The following is a 15,020-nucleotide window of genomic DNA, read 5'->3' on the forward strand; positions in this document are numbered from 1 at the left end:
CCCTGATTTTTGGTCAGGGCTTTTTAATAAATTATTAGGTAATTATTATCTTGCTTTCTTATGTCTAACCGTTTTGTTCTTGGTTTTAGACTTAGAACCAACTCTGGACATTGCACATCTGAATCCAATATCGTCCGTTGCCATATATTGTGGTAAGTACCTACGTTGGGCAGGATCTAACCAAAACGCTCTATCTCTCCAAGAACCGCCTTTATAAACTCTTACTTCGTCATTGATAAGAGAAGTTCTATAATTAGATGTATCATACTGACGAAGGATTTTGCCAGTGGAATCACGCTCAACTTTATGTTTGGGCGAATCGTACATTTTTCTACCTTCAGACTCATCACTGAATCTTTCGAAGAATCTAGACGAACCTGGGTCACCATCTCTATAACCTCTATTATCGCTAGTAGAGAAATTTGTACGCAAATATGTTTCTTCTTCTGTAACAGGAACCATTTCGATTTCGCCTGGTAGATTCATGGCCACTATTTTTCCATTGGGCAGAGTGTCATAAACAATGTCGTCTCGCAAAACCTTTACCTTACCATCTTCTCCAATGGCTTTTTTCAAGAACACATTTCCTCTGTAGTAATTGAAATCACTTATTTCGTCATCGACTATGGGGCGATAGACATCAGCTACCCACTCAGATACGTTCCCAGCCATTTCATAAAGACCAAAATCATTGGGCTTGTACGATTTTACCTGTGCGGTAATGTCCGCGCCGTCATCTGACCATCCTGCAATTCCGCCGTAATCACCTTTGGCTTGTTTAAAGTTTGCCAGTTGGTCTCCTCGACCTACACGCTGTCCATTTCTGGTGTAATCACCTTCCCATGGATATTTTTTTCTACCTCTGTAGTTGTTGTATTCTCTTGATCCAATCAAAGCCTGTGCTGCGTATTCCCACTCAGTTTCTGTTGGTAGTCTATACTCTGGCATAATAACACCGCTACTTCTTTTAGCAAACGTGCTGATAGAATCTTTCTTTTGCTTTCCTTGTAACGAGTCTATTTGACCTGCATAAACAGATTCAGGGTTGTTTAGATAAGCTTCGGTGCTGAATGTACCTTCAATTTCACCGTTAAGAGCTTTATATTTTGCATCTTCGGCTAAATATCCTTCCCTTTCCAGCATAGCCTCATTCACTCTATCGGTTCTCCACTCAGCGTACTGGGAAGCTTGTACCCAATTAACACCAACGACTGGATATTCAGCGTATGCTGGATGTCTTAAATAGTTGTTGGTCATGGTTTCATTAAAACCTAACCTATTTCTCCAAACAAGAGTGTCTGGCAATGCGCCATGGTATATATTCTTGTAATTTGGATTTTCTGGTGGATAAACCGCCTTTAGATAATCCAAGTATTCCAAATACATTACATTGGTAACTTCGGTTTCATCCATGTAGAACGACTGTACATGCTGCTGGGTAGGCGTGTTGTTCCAGTCATGCATGATATCATCTTGAACCTTACCTTTCGTAAACGTTCCACCTTCAATAAATACAGTTCCAGGAGGAGTTTCTTGCTCTTTAAAGTCAGAGTTATATTGAAACCCACCTTCTTTGGCGTTTATTTTCCATCCCGTGGCTCTCGAAACATTTTTCGAAGAAGAAGAGGAATTTTTACAGCTAGAAAAACTTCCTACAATAATAGCGCAAGAAAGTACGACTTTAACAAAGTGTTTTTTCATAATTTGGGCTTGAGTACTTTAAAAATTAGGGTTTTACCCCTTAGTAACTTTAACTTGATTTTGATTTTTTAAAATCCTTCAATGGCATTAAAACGGTGTTTTGGCCATTATATTTTATGTGAATAAAAAGAATTGTTAAAAACCTTTTACGCACACAGCTTACAATCTAAACGTGACAGGATGTAAAATAGTATTCTTATTGATTAGTTTTAACGATAACAAATGGCATGGACTGCTTTGCTCTTTTATTATGGGCAAGCGTTTGTCTTAAAGGTTTGTGAAAAAAAAGCACTTCAATTACAAGAATTCTCTGAAATGTTCGTTTACATGTAATACGTTTAAGGATATTTTATAGTTTTAGGATATCGACGACCTCAATTTTACTAAACGATAAACGCTTAAAATGAAAAACTTACTAGTATTGGCTATATGTTTTACAATCGCCTCTCAAATAAGCGCACAACAAGAAAGAGTTATTACTACAGCAGTTCCCTTTTTGACCATTGCGGCAGACGCCAGGTCTTCGGGTATGGGTGATATGGGTGTAGCCACCTCTGCTGATGTATTCTCACAACAATGGAACCCGGCCAAGTTCGCTTTTGCAACCCAAAAGGCAGGAGTTGGTGTTAGTTATACGCCATATTTGGAAAGTATTGTTAACGATGTTTCCCTTTTAAATGCAAACTTCTACAACAAACTCAACGACCGTAGTGCCTTCGCTTTTAGTCTTCGTTATTTTGGTCTTGGCGAAATAGAGCTTCGCCAGACCATCGAGGAAGATGCTACTTTGGTCAAGCCTAATGAGTTTGCTTTTGATGGTTCCTACTCGCTAAAACTTAGTCAAACATTTTCTATGGCCGTAGGAGGTAGGTTTATCAGCTCAAATCTAAGATTTCAAGATGGTGTCCAAGATTCTCAGGCAGCCAACGCATTTGCTGTGGATATTGCAGGGTTTTATCGCTCAAGGGAAATTGCATATGAAAGTTTTAGTGGCCGTTGGAGAGCAGGTTTTAACATCTCTAACCTTGGTGGTTCTCTACAATATGATGCTGGGGGTCAGGAAAACTTCTTGCCAACTAACCTGAAAATGGGTGTTGGCTTCGATTTTATTTTAGATCAAGACAATATTTTAGGACTGCATACAGAATTCAATAAGCTTTTGGTGCCAACGCCAAGAGATTTTAATGGTGATGGTGAAATAACAGCAGCGGATAATGATGAATACCAACAAATCCCATTTTTTGACGGTGTCTTTGAATCTTTTGGAGATGCCCCTGATGGATTCAGCGAGGAATTAAGGGAAATTACATGGGCACTTGGCGCCGAATATAAATACCGAGAGGCTTTTATGTTGCGTACGGGGTATTTTAATGAAAATCAGGAAAAGGGCGCTAGACAGTTCTTTACTTTAGGTGCGGGATTCAAATTCAAGTCCGCTCAAATAGACCTTTCCTATTTATTCTCAACATCCCAAGTTCGTAATCCTTTGGAAAATACATTACGCTTTTCCCTTACCTTTAATTTTGGGGAAGAATTCTTGAATAACTAGATAAAACAATATAATTATAAAGAAAACCTGCTCATCAGCAGGTTTTCTTATTTTTGGTCAATACCTAAATAGCAGTATGAAGAAACAACATATTGGTTTTGAACTTACCATCTTTAAAGATGTGGATGAACTGGCTTCGAAAGAGCAGCGACTGCTTCAAGTGGCCAAGGAAGCTAGGGAAAGTGCTTATGCCCCATATTCAAATTTTAAAGTAGGGGCCGCAGTTTTATTGGAAAATGGAGAAATTGTTATTGGAAACAATCAGGAAAATGCATCTTATCCTTCCGGTCTTTGTGCTGAACGTGTTGCTATTTTTCAGGCAGGGGCAAGATACCCAGGGGTTGCTATTGTTTCAGTGGCAATAACCGCAACATCCAATGATTATGAAGTAACTGTCCCTGCTGGACCATGCGGTAATTGTAGACAAGCTATTATAGAGTATGAACAGCGGCAGAAAACATCTATTTCCTTGTTGCTGCGTGGTGAATCTGGACCAATATATAAATGCGAATCAGTAGCGGATATTTTGCCTTTGGCATTCAATAGTTCATTTTTGAGCGATTCTTAAACCAATTCTTTTTCCAAAACAGATATATATGTATTTTTGTTTTTCTTCAACACTGAAGAATTTCATATAATACAACCGTTAATGAAAAAAATCACCAAAGAAGTTTACCTAAAATGGTATGAGGACATGTTGTTCTGGAGAAAGTTCGAGGACAAACTTGCAGCAGTTTATATTCAACAAAAAGTTAGAGGTTTTCTTCACTTATACAATGGCCAAGAAGCTGTTTTGGCAGGTTCATTGCATGCAATGGATTTGACGAAGGATAGAATGATAACAGCTTACAGAAATCATGTTCAGCCCATTGGTATGGGTGTTGACCCAAAACGTGTGATGGCGGAGCTTTTTGGAAAGGTGACGGGTACCTCCAAAGGTATGGGGGGCTCCATGCACATTTTTTCCAAAGAACATCGATTCTATGGTGGCCATGGTATTGTGGGCGGACAAATCCCTTTAGGTGCCGGATTGGCGTTTGCCGATAAATATTTCAAAAGAGATGCGGTAACACTTTGCTATATGGGCGATGGCGCTGTTCGACAAGGTTCCTTGCACGAGGCGTTCAATTTGGCTATGTTGTGGCAATTGCCTGTGGTTTTTATTTGTGAGAATAACGGATATGCTATGGGAACATCAGTGGCCAGAACATCATATTCAACAGATATTTGGAAACTAGGCTTGGGATACGAAATGCCTTGTGGTCCAGTAGATGGTATGGATCCTGCAATAGTGGCAAAAGAAGTGGATAAGGCAGTTGAACGGGCCCGTACAGGTGGCGGTCCAACTTTCTTGGAGATGAAGACCTATCGATACAGAGGACATTCAATGTCCGATGCACAACACTATCGCACCAAAGAAGAAGTTGAAGAATACAAAAAAATAGACCCAATAACCCAAATTAAAGAAGTCCTTCTTGAAAAGGGATATGCCTCTGAAGAGGAAATTAAAGAGATGGACAAAAGGGTAAAATCATTGGTGTCCGAATGTGAGAAATTTGCGGAAGAGTCAGATTTTCCACCAATACAACAGATGTACGATACCGTATACGAACAAGAAGACTATCCATTTTTACAACATAAACTTTAAGTAAATGGCAGAAGTAATCAATATGCCCAGATTGAGTGATACCATGGAAGAGGGAACCGTGGCAAAGTGGCTCAAAAATGTAGGAGATAAAATAGAGGAAGGTGATATCTTGGCCGAAATAGAAACGGACAAGGCCACTATGGAGTTTGAATCCTTTCATGAGGGCACACTGCTCCATATAGGTATACAGGAAGGAGACGGAGCACCGGTTGATTCACTTTTAGCGATTATTGGAGAAGACGGAGAAGACATTTCTGGATTGTTAAATGGAAGTGCTACGGAAGCGGAAAAAACTCCTGAAGAACCTCAAGCTACAAACGAGTCACCAGAAGCAGCTGTTGCTACAGCTCCTACAGGGGGAGTTGTTCCCGAAGGTGTGGAAATTATAACAATGCCGCGCTTGAGTGATACTATGGAAGAAGGTACGGTAGCGTCTTGGTTAAAAAAAGTTGGAGATACTGTTGAAGAAGGAGATATTTTGGCTGAAATCGAAACGGATAAGGCCACAATGGAATTTGAGTCCTTTTATTCGGGAACGTTACTTTATATAGGTATTCAAGAAGGAGAATCCGCACCAGTGGATGAAGTCTTGGCAGTAATAGGACCAGAAGGTACAGATGTTGATGCTGTTCTTGGTGCATCATCCGGGTCAGGTACTGTGGAAAATGCTTCCAAAACAGAAGACAGTACAAAAGAAACTAATGCCCAAAAAGAGGAAGAAATCGCTAAAGCGCCAGTTGCTTCACAGAATGGGCAACGTATATTGGCATCGCCGTTAGCAAAGAAAATTGCCAGTGAAAAAGGTATAGATTTAACAGCCGTAAAAGGTTCTGGAGATTATGGAAGAATTGTAAAGCGTGATATTGAAAATTATCAACCTTCACAAGTTCCCGCTGCGGCTCCTTCTCCCAAAGAAGATAGTGCTGCGCCAACCGCTGTACCTCAACCTACAATGTACGTACCTGCAGGAGAGGAGTATACAGAAGAAGTTAAGAATTCTTCTATGCGAAAAGCAATTGCAAAGCATCTTGGTGCTTCTAAATTTTCCGCTCCGCATTTTTACCTGACTATAGAGGTCGATATGGAAAATGCGAAAGCTTCTCGCTCGCAAATCAATAATTTGCCCGACACAAAAGTTTCTTTTAACGATATGGTGTTAAAGGCTTGTGCCATGGCATTGAAAAAGCATCCACAAGTAAATACATCATGGACCGATGAAGCAACTATTTACAAAAAGCATATCCACATGGGAGTTGCAGTAGCAGTTGATGAAGGACTTGTAGTGCCTGTGGTAAAATTTGCTGACCAGCTTAGTTTAACCCAGTTGGGTACTGCTGTCAAAGATTTGGCAGGAAGGGCAAGAACGAAAAAGATAAAACCAGACGAAATGGAAGGCAGTACCTTTACGGTTTCTAATTTGGGAATGTTTGGGATATTGGAATTTACCTCAATTATCAACAAACCAAACTCTTCAATTCTTTCTGTTGGGGCCATTGTGGAAAAACCAGTGGTTAAAAATGGTGAGATTGTCGTAGGCAATACCATGAAAGTCACTTTGGCCTGTGACCACAGAACCGTTGACGGTGCTGTTGGCGCGCAGTTCCTACAGACGTTAAGGGCATATTTGGAAAATCCGGTTACTATGCTGGCTTAATTAACATAAACTGGTTTTTTATACCGAGTTTATCGAAGCAAAGTATATAAACAATATCATACAGAAGCATCCTTTTAAAGGATGCTTTTTTTATCTTTAAAATCAAAATAGTCATCAAAATGAGTAAAATTCTTAGTTTTTTTGGAATACTGGTACTAATGAATTGTGGTTCCACCCAAATGGTCGAGACTAAAAATGTTCCTGACCAAGCAAACCCAAGTGGCCCTGAAGGTGTTAAAGGAAGTGTAGTTGAAGAAGCTCCAAAAGAAACGAACGCTGTTGGTACAGCACTAAGTTTTACAGACGCCGAACGAGTAGGTGATATTATGAATTATTTGGCGTCTGATGACCTTAAAGGAAGAGATTCAGGTAGCGAAGGCATTGAAATGGCAGCAAAATATATAGAGAATTACTTTAAGTCCTACAGAGTTGCTCCTTATTTTGATACGTATCGAGATACGCTTTCCAATTACAAAAAAGCTTCCTATAATATTGTTGGTGTAGTTGAAGGGAACGACCCAGTCCTTAAAGATGAGTATATTTTGGTTGGAGCCCATTACGACCATATAGGTATTATAAAAATTGAAAACGGAGACGCTATTGCCAACGGAGCCAATGATAATGCATCGGGGACAACTGCGGTTATGGAGCTTGCCCGTTACTTTGGAAAGAACAGAACCAATAAAAGAAGTCTGATTTTCGTCTTGTTCAGTGCCGAAGAAAAAGGACTTCTAGGTTCAAAACATTTAGCAAAAAAGCTCAAGGAACAAGAACTTAACCTTTACACTATGTTGAACTTTGAGATGATCGGTGTTCCACTTCTTGGGAAAGACTATTTAGTATATGCTACAGGATATAAGAAATCCAATTTTGCTGATGTGAATAATAAATATGCAGGTGAAAATCTTGTCGGTTACCTTCAAAGAGCGAGGGAATATGGTTTATTTCAACGTTCCGATAATTATCCTTTCTATCAAGAATTCGGAGTGCCGTGCCATACCTATTGTACTTTTGATTTTACCAATTTTGAATATTATCATAAGGTAGGTGATGAAGTAGAAGAAATGGATTTTGATCATATGGCCACATTGATAAACAAAATGCTTCCTGTTGTAGAGAAGATTGCGAACGCTCCTACCAAAGAAATTAAGATGAATTAAATCTTATTGCCCTCATCTTAAATACTAAATCTAAAGCTGAAAATGTTATGCCAAATATTATTATAACAGGTACAAGTAGGGGAATAGGCTATGAACTGGTACAATTGTTTGCCCAAGATGGCCATCAAGTTCTTGCTCTTTCGCGTAACGAAAGACCTATTGCGGCACTTAATATGCCTGGTGTAAGTAATATGCCCTTTGATTTGTCCAATCCAAAGGATTTTGAGAAAATAACGAATTTCCTTCAAGACTGGGATACTGTGGATGTGCTTATCAACAATGCGGGCAGTTTGTTGAACAAGCCCTTTTTAGAAACTACCCAAGAAGAGTTTGAAGCTGTATATAAAGTGAATGTATTTGGTGTCGCCGAGATGACCAAAACAGTACTGCCCAAAATGGGCAAAACAGGTCATGTGGTTACCGTTAGCTCCATGGGTGGTGTGCAAGGGAGCATGAAGTTTCCTGGACTTTCGGCATATAGTTCCAGTAAGGGCGCAGTAATTACATTAACGGAACTTTGGGCTGAAGAGTTTAAAGAAACTGGCCCAAGTTTTAATGTGCTGGCTTTGGGTGCAGTACAAACTGAAATGTTGGAAGAGGCTTTTCCCGGTTACGAAGCACCAGTTACAGCAAAAGAAATGGCTACTTACATTAAGGATTTTTCATTGACTGGTCAAAAATTGTATAATGGCAAATTGTTGCAAATAAGCAATAGTACTCCGTAGATTAATCTTAAATTTAGTTCTGTGAGTACCACGTTACAAAAATATTTGCCAGAACGTGCAGTTGGACCATGCTTTAGTTTGATAGAACTACATGGGGTACATTTAAAAATCGTAAATCATAGGGTAACACGTCATGGCGATTACAGGAGAATGCCTAATGGATTACATCAAATCACTGTAAATGCGTCCCTGAATAAATATCGCTTTTTGATTACGTTAGTGCATGAGATTGCCCATTTAGTGGCCTTTGAACAATATGGTCGTCATATTAAACCTCATGGATTGGAATGGAAACAAACGTTTCAACATTTAATGATTCCCTTTATAAGGCCAGAGGTGTTCCCTTCCCAATTGCTTCCCATCATTGCAAACCATTTTAAAAATCCAAAAGCAAGTAGTAGCACTGATGTACGTCTGTCGATAGCACTAAAGACTTTTGATTCCGAAGAAAGAAAGAACAGTTATGTCTATGAACTGCCTTTTGGGAGTACATTTCGCCTGTACAACGGAAAACTATTTAAAAAAGGCAAAAAAAGAATAAAACGATACGAATGTGTAGAATTGGGTACTGGAAAAGTATATTTGTTCCAGCCCAATGCAGAAGTTGAACTGATCAAAGACTAAAACAAATGAACCAAAATTATTACGCAGTTTTAATGGCAGGAGGAGTAGGTTCCCGCTTTTGGCCTGTAAGTACATCTTCCTATCCCAAACAATTTCACGATATGTTGGGAACGGGAAAAACCTTGATTCAAAAAACTTTTGATAGGCTGAATAAATTCATCCCTACGGAGAATATTCTAATTCTTACCAATGAGCGTTACAATGAATTGGTTCTGGAGCAGTTGACTCAAGTAAAGCAAGAACAAGTTGTTTTGGAGCCCGCCATGCGGAATACGGCACCCTGTATTCTTTATGCTTCCTTAAAAATCAAAAAAATGAATCCAAACGCTGTGATGATCGTTGCACCCAGTGATCATTGGATTGAGGATGAAGATGCTTTTGAGCAAGATGTAACTACTTGTTTTGATAAATGCGAGCAGGAAGATGTGCTATGTACACTTGGTATTCAACCTACGTTTCCCAATACGGGTTTTGGGTATATTGAGTTTGAAAAAGAAGATGAGAATCCACTTAAAAGAGTAGCTCAATTTAGAGAAAAGCCTGATTATGAAACGGCTAAAGAATTTTTGGAGCAAGGCAATTTTCTGTGGAATGCTGGTATTTTTATGTGGAGTGTCAATACAATCGTGAACGCTTTTAAACTATACCAACAAAATCAATATGAATTATTTGAATCTGGATATGGGGTGTTCAACACTGCTGATGAACAGACGTACATCAATGAAAATTATCCAAAAGCAGAAAACATATCGATAGATTACGCTATATTGGAGCGTTCAGATTCCATATTTACATTGCCTGCCACTTTTGATTGGAACGATTTGGGGACATGGGGGCATTATATGACAAGCTTGATAAAGACGATGATAGAAATGCCACTGTTAACAGCGGGACATTGCTTCAAGATGCCAAAGGCAATATAATAAGGTCTGAAAAAGGGAAAGTGGTCGTAATAGATGGATTGGAAGATTATATCATTGTAGATAAAGAAGAGGTATTGCTTATTTGCCCAAAATCCAAAGAACAGGATATCAAGAAAATCCTTGGTCAAGTGAAGGGGAAATTTGGTGATCAGTATGCATAATTATGAGTGAACATTTATTTGGTGGCGAAACGCCCAATCAAGATAGTGGGGATGAAGTAAAAAAAGACCTAAAAGGTCTTCTTAGCAGTGTCCGAAAGTTTCTCTCTGAACTTTTGGAGATACGTTCCAACACAGACGCGGCGGCAACCAAAGAATCCATAATTGCGGACATTCCCTTTAAAGGACATACTTCTTGGATTTTAATTTGTTCCATATTTATAGCTTCCATAGGATTGAACGCCAATTCAACAGCTGTTGTTATTGGAGCTATGTTAATTTCTCCCTTAATGGGTCCAATTTTGGGAATGGGGCTCTCCTTGGCCATCAATGACATTGATACTCTACGAAGATCGCTAAAGAATTTTGCAGTAATGGTTGTGTTAAGCGTCATTACTGCATTTCTCTTTTTTTACCTATTTCCGCTTCGCGATGAATCTTCAGAGCTTTTGGCAAGGACCAAACCTGATATTCGGGATGTTCTGATCGCTTTTTTTGGAGGACTGGCCCTGGTTATCGCACGGGCAAAAAAAGGAACCATTGCCAGCGTTATCTTTGGTGTGGCAATTGCCACCGCACTTATGCCACCACTTTGTACCGTAGGTTTTGGTTTGGCTATAGGGAAATTGGAGTATGCATGGGGTGCAATGTATCTGTTCATCATCAATACCATGTTTATTGGCTTGGCTACTTTTCTGGTCATCAAGTTTTTACGATTTCCAATGGTGCGCTATGCCAATTCCCAAAAACGTCGCTTTATTGCTAGAATGGCATCTATTACTGGGATTGCGGTTATGATTCCGGCAGGGTTCACCTTTTATCAAGTTTTTCAGGAATCCCTTTTTAAGAAGCAGGCACAGGAGTTTTTAAAAGATACTATTGAGATTTATCAATTTAATTCATCTGGACGTTATGTGGATAATCTAACAAAAATTCAATACATAGATGATGGAACTTCATTGATAGAACTTGTTTGTATGGGCGATGAATTGATTCCCGATAACGTTATCAACACGTGGCGAGCCCAAAAAAATGAGTTTTCTAGATTAAAAGATGCAGAGTTTAGGGTTTTACAAGGTGGCAGGGATGATTCTGAAGAGAAATTCAACTACGTTAGTGAACTCTATGAACGAAATAAGGCAGATTTGCTAACCAAGGATGAACAAATACGATTGTTGGAAGCTGAACTGGCCCACCTAACCAAGAATGCTGAAAAACAAATTCCATTCAAAAGCATAAGCGCAGAGGCCAAGGCTAATTATGGGAATATTACTGGTTTGGGGTTTTCATACCAAATACAAACAGACTTCAATAAGCTAGATACCGTGCCCGTTTTTGAAGTAAAATGGAAAGAAAACCTTCGTAAAAGCCAAAAAACCTCTGATCAACAGAAACTGTCCCGATGGCTAAAGCTAAGATTGCAAGATTCGACCGTAGTTGTCCGTGAGACTGATTAATCATTCTTTAAATAGCATTCCAGAACCTGGAATATCTTCTTCATCGTTCCATGCCGGAAACCAAAAATGATACGTTGGATTCTCATCTTCTGTGTCATAGTCGGAATATCCGATTCCAAAACGTAGTGAAGACCAATCATCACCATATTTGCCGTTAAGATATGATACTGGAATAGAAAATTCCATGTGCATTCCTTTATCCGTTTTCTTTTGTGCCGCCAATATCTTAACAGGAAGTCTTTCTTCGCGATAAACGGTTTTTTCCGACCTAAATGTACGCAGATATGATATCCATTCACTTCCTCTCCCTTGTCCTTCATTAAAAGCACTTAGATGGATGGGGCGGGCGTCAAAAGCTAGTATCAAACCATCTTGTTTCCAATATGAGCCTTCATCGTTGACCAAAAATTCGTCATCCGTTAAATCAACTGCCACGTAAAAATTTTTGTCATCAAATGCTGTAGCAAACTTCAAAGAGCAATCATCATTGCCATCATAATCAAAAGGAGACCCATCCATATTGTCTGCACTTATCCAATCGGTGTCCCATTCTTTGAGATTTCCGTCCAATCTTATTTTTGAAACAGCAGTGACCTTGTTTTTATAGAATGGCATGAATTTTAAGTTTGACGTAAAAGCAACATTGGGTTTGTCCTTAAATTCATAAGTGATTTCGGCTTCAATATCCAATTTAGAAAAAGCATCCAACATTTTGCTGTTGATGTTGCGGATGTTAAGGTTGAAGGTGGTTACATCATTAGGTTCAACTACAAATAAATCTTCTTCCAATTCATAGAACAGATCATTATTGGCATGCCCCGTCAATTTTACATGCATTCGGGTATCTGTGCTATTGGTAGCCTTTACGGTTGCCATAATGGTCTCAGGTTGTTTTTCTTCGAGATAAACGGGCTCTATACGAACGGGAAAGGGTCTGTCCCTAACGAGTTTTACCATTTCTTCCGTGGTAATATCTTCATCCCAAATTCCATCTAAAAATAAATTGGCCAAAATAGGCCCATCATCTGTCATGGTGGCCCATACCACATGATCAAACTCGCCATAAGCCTTGCCTCTGAGCCTACTTCCCCCACCAGTAGTGGCAAGTGCTATGTATTTGCCATTGTTTCTTTGAGATTTCCAATAACGATGATAATGTCCCGCAAAAACATTATGATTTCTTTTTTGTAACAAGGCTTCAACATCCTTCCATCGTTTGGTATCTTCTTGGACCCATAGCGGTTGATGTAAAAAAACAAGGGTCCATTTTACATCTGCGTTGTCTTCCAAAGTCTTTTTGATGTAGTCGTACTGCTTGTCATCAATGGTGCCTCTGCCTGCACCGCGAAGGTTGTCCTCGGAATTCAAGCAAAGAAAAAGCACGTCTTTATATACAAAATGATAATAAGAGACCCCAAATAGTTCATTCCATTTTTCTTCCATGACCTCATTGGTGATATCGTGGTTGCCGGGGACATAGAAAAAGGGGGATTTGAGATTTTTTATGAAACCTTGAAATTCATTCCATTCTGCATTAAGCCGCACGGTATCCCGTGTATAACCATCTATTAAATCACCTACGCTCATTACAAATTCTGGTTGGAGTAAGTTTAGCTTTTCAACGCCCTTTGCAAAGACTCCAGGTCTTCTTCCCCCGGTACGGTCCGTTACAATGGCAAATTGAAATTGTTCTGGCGAGGCATTCCAATCTATGTGGTTCCAAGGCTTTTGTTCCGTGGGAATGTCGATATAGATGGTTGGTTTATCTTGTGCGTAACTTATTGAAAAATAAAGTAATAGGACGGGTACTAAAAAATATGGCTTCATGCTTTAATTTTGTCCTAAATTCTACAATCATCCTGAACAAAACTACTTTTTAAGTTTAAGGTAGAGTTACGATTTGAAGCCGAAGTGCCTAATTTCTTTCCTCAATGTACATTTGACGTACTTTTTTGAAAAGTTCTGAAGAATACACAAAATTGGTGACTGCCTCATTATCCGTTTTAAAGATTTCTTTGTTGGTCCCTTCCCATTCTTTAAGTCCATCTTTGAGAAAGATGATTTTTTCACCAATTTCCATAACAGAGTTCATGTCATGGGTATTGATTATGGTAGTGATATCGTATTCCTTTGTAATTTCTTGGATAAGGGTATCTATTAAAATAGCTGTTTTAGGATCAAGACCTGAGTTGGGCTCGTCACAGAAAAGGTATTTTGGGTTCATGACAATAGCTCGTGCAATCGCAACTCTTTTTTGCATTCCACCAGAAATTTCTGAAGGGTATTTTTTATGGGCTTCTACTAGATTAACACGTTCCAGTACAAAATCTACGCGATCTTGCTTTTCAGCTTTTGCTTGCTTTGTGAACATATTAAGGGGAAACATAACATTTTCTTCGACCGTCATAGAATCGAAAAGAGCACTTCCTTGGAATACCATTCCCATCTCCTGTCTTAAGTCTCGTTTCTCAGCTGTTGAAAGACTGGAGTATAAACGTTGGTTATAATTAATATTACCTTGTTCCGGCTCAAAGAGTCCTAAAAGGCATTTTAAAAAGACGGTTTTTCCCGATCCACTTTGTCCTATGATCAAATTGGTTTTCCCGCTATCAAAAGTTGCGCTGATACCTTTTAAAATGTGAGCATCTCCAAATGACTTGTGTATATTGTCTACCTGTATCATTACCCTAGCATTAATTGTGTAAGAATGTAGTTGAGAATAATGATAACAACACTGGTCCAAACAAAGGATGTGGTGCTGGCCTTACCAACTTCCAGAGCACCACCTTTCATAAAAAAACCATGATAGGAAGGTACCGTTGCAATTACAAAGGCGAATACCAATGTCTTTATGAATGCATAGGTCACATGAAACGAATCAAAATCCATTTGTAGCCCTTTTATAAACTCTCCGCTCGGGGCATAACCTCCAAAAACTGCGGCAATCCATCCCCCTAAAATTCCTATGAACATGGCTACAGCAACGGCAAAAGGATACATTAGCATAGCTATGATCTTTGGGAATACCAAATAGTTCAAGGAATTTACGCCCATTACCTCTAGGGCATCTATTTGTTCGGTAACCCTCATGGTTCCAATGCTTGAAGTAATATAGGAGCCAACTTTTCCTGCCATAATTATTGAAGTGAATGTGGGTGCAAATTCAAGTATGACCGATTGCCGTGCAGCAAAACCGATTAGACTTTTTGGTAGAAATGGATTGTTGAGGTTTAAAGCAGTTTGTATGGTAACAACGCCCCCTATAAAAAATGCTATAAATATGATGATGCCCAAAGAGCCAAAAATTAGCTCATCGATTTCTTTCAAAATAAGGGATTTCATAATTGACCATTTGGTGGGTTTTTTAAAAACCTCCCATGTCATAATGAAGTATTTTCCAATCGCTTCAAGATAATTCATG

General features: G+C 39.1%; 12 protein-coding genes and 1 pseudogene. 9 read left to right on the forward strand and 4 right to left on the reverse strand.

The features are described 5' to 3' along the window. Positions 1–45: 45 nt before the first annotated feature. Complete coding sequence (gldJ, locus tag LV716_RS11480) at positions 46–1,701, reverse strand: gliding motility lipoprotein GldJ (protein WP_163417956.1); 1,656 nt, start codon at positions 1,699–1,701, stop codon at positions 46–48. Positions 1,702–2,104: 403 nt separating this feature from the next. Here gldJ and porV point away from each other — a divergent pair, with 403 nt between their 5' ends. The 9 genes and pseudogenes from porV (at position 2,105) to LV716_RS11525 (ending at position 11,599) form a co-directional block, all read left to right on the forward strand. Further along, positions 2,105–3,250, forward strand: coding sequence for a type IX secretion system outer membrane channel protein PorV (gene porV, locus LV716_RS11485; RefSeq protein WP_163417957.1), 1,146 nt, complete (start codon positions 2,105–2,107; stop codon positions 3,248–3,250). Positions 3,251–3,326: 76 nt separating this feature from the next. Next, complete coding sequence (gene cdd, locus LV716_RS11490; RefSeq protein WP_163417958.1) at positions 3,327–3,818, forward strand: cytidine deaminase; 492 nt, start codon at positions 3,327–3,329, stop codon at positions 3,816–3,818. 81 nt (positions 3,819–3,899) lie between these two features. Next, the gene (gene pdhA / locus LV716_RS11495) at positions 3,900–4,898 is read left to right on the forward strand and encodes a pyruvate dehydrogenase (acetyl-transferring) E1 component subunit alpha (protein ID WP_163417959.1); all 999 of its coding nucleotides are present in this window, start codon (positions 3,900–3,902) and stop codon (positions 4,896–4,898) included. Positions 4,899–4,902: 4 nt separating this feature from the next. Continuing rightward, the gene (locus LV716_RS11500) at positions 4,903–6,552 is read left to right on the forward strand and encodes a pyruvate dehydrogenase complex dihydrolipoamide acetyltransferase (protein ID WP_163417960.1); all 1,650 of its coding nucleotides are present in this window, start codon (positions 4,903–4,905) and stop codon (positions 6,550–6,552) included. A 119-nt stretch (positions 6,553–6,671) separates the two neighbouring features. Continuing rightward, a complete protein-coding gene (locus LV716_RS11505) occupies positions 6,672–7,712 on the forward strand; it encodes a M20/M25/M40 family metallo-hydrolase (protein WP_163417961.1) in 1,041 nt (346 codons plus the stop codon). 47 nt (positions 7,713–7,759) lie between these two features. After that, positions 7,760–8,437, forward strand: coding sequence for an SDR family oxidoreductase (locus LV716_RS11510; protein ID WP_163417962.1), 678 nt, complete (start codon positions 7,760–7,762; stop codon positions 8,435–8,437). A 21-nt stretch (positions 8,438–8,458) separates the two neighbouring features. Then, positions 8,459–9,061 (forward strand): SprT-like domain-containing protein, encoded by a 603-nt coding sequence (locus LV716_RS11515; protein ID WP_163417963.1) that lies wholly within the window; start codon positions 8,459–8,461, stop codon positions 9,059–9,061. Positions 9,062–9,066: 5 nt separating this feature from the next. Beyond that, positions 9,067–10,145 (forward strand): annotated as a pseudogene (locus LV716_RS11520) (mannose-1-phosphate guanylyltransferase). 2 nt (positions 10,146–10,147) lie between these two features. Continuing rightward, a complete protein-coding gene (locus LV716_RS11525) occupies positions 10,148–11,599 on the forward strand; it encodes a DUF389 domain-containing protein (protein ID WP_163417965.1) in 1,452 nt (483 codons plus the stop codon). Here the strand turns inward: LV716_RS11525 and LV716_RS11530 are convergent, their stop codons facing one another. The 3 genes from LV716_RS11530 to LV716_RS11540 form a co-directional block, all read right to left on the reverse strand. Beyond that, on the reverse strand, positions 11,600–13,426 hold the full coding sequence (locus LV716_RS11530) for a metallophosphoesterase (protein ID WP_163417966.1): 1,827 nt from the start codon (positions 13,424–13,426) through the stop codon (positions 11,600–11,602). Between the two features lie 88 nt (positions 13,427–13,514). After that, positions 13,515–14,282 carry an ABC transporter ATP-binding protein gene (locus LV716_RS11535; protein WP_163417967.1) on the reverse strand — a complete coding sequence of 256 codons (768 nt, stop codon included), beginning with the start codon at positions 14,280–14,282 and terminating at the stop codon, positions 13,515–13,517. After that, positions 14,282–15,019, reverse strand: a complete 738-nt coding sequence (locus LV716_RS11540; RefSeq protein ID WP_163417968.1) for an ABC transporter permease — start codon at positions 15,017–15,019, stop codon at positions 14,282–14,284. The genes LV716_RS11535 and LV716_RS11540 overlap by 1 nt, the downstream gene beginning before the upstream one ends. Position 15,020 lies beyond the last annotated feature (1 nt).

The organism is Flagellimonas sp. HMM57, from assembly GCF_021390175.1.
Lineage (GTDB): Bacteria > Bacteroidota > Bacteroidia > Flavobacteriales > Flavobacteriaceae > Flagellimonas.

Coding starts and splice junctions, on each gene's coding strand:
- gldJ (WP_163417956.1), bottom strand. CDS start 1,701: ATGAAAAAACACTTTGTTAAAGTCGTACTTTCTTGCGCTATTATTGTA.
- porV (WP_163417957.1), top strand. CDS start 2,105: ATGAAAAACTTACTAGTATTGGCTATATGTTTTACAATCGCCTCTCAA.
- cdd (WP_163417958.1), top strand. CDS start 3,327: ATGAAGAAACAACATATTGGTTTTGAACTTACCATCTTTAAAGATGTG.
- pdhA (WP_163417959.1), top strand. CDS start 3,900: ATGAAAAAAATCACCAAAGAAGTTTACCTAAAATGGTATGAGGACATG.
- LV716_RS11500 (WP_163417960.1), top strand. CDS start 4,903: ATGGCAGAAGTAATCAATATGCCCAGATTGAGTGATACCATGGAAGAG.
- LV716_RS11505 (WP_163417961.1), top strand. CDS start 6,672: ATGAGTAAAATTCTTAGTTTTTTTGGAATACTGGTACTAATGAATTGT.
- LV716_RS11510 (WP_163417962.1), top strand. CDS start 7,760: ATGCCAAATATTATTATAACAGGTACAAGTAGGGGAATAGGCTATGAA.
- LV716_RS11525 (WP_163417965.1), top strand. CDS start 10,148: ATGAGTGAACATTTATTTGGTGGCGAAACGCCCAATCAAGATAGTGGG.
- LV716_RS11530 (WP_163417966.1), bottom strand. CDS start 13,426: ATGAAGCCATATTTTTTAGTACCCGTCCTATTACTTTATTTTTCAATA.
- LV716_RS11535 (WP_163417967.1), bottom strand. CDS start 14,282: ATGATACAGGTAGACAATATACACAAGTCATTTGGAGATGCTCACATT.
- LV716_RS11540 (WP_163417968.1), bottom strand. CDS start 15,019: ATGAATTATCTTGAAGCGATTGGAAAATACTTCATTATGACATGGGAG.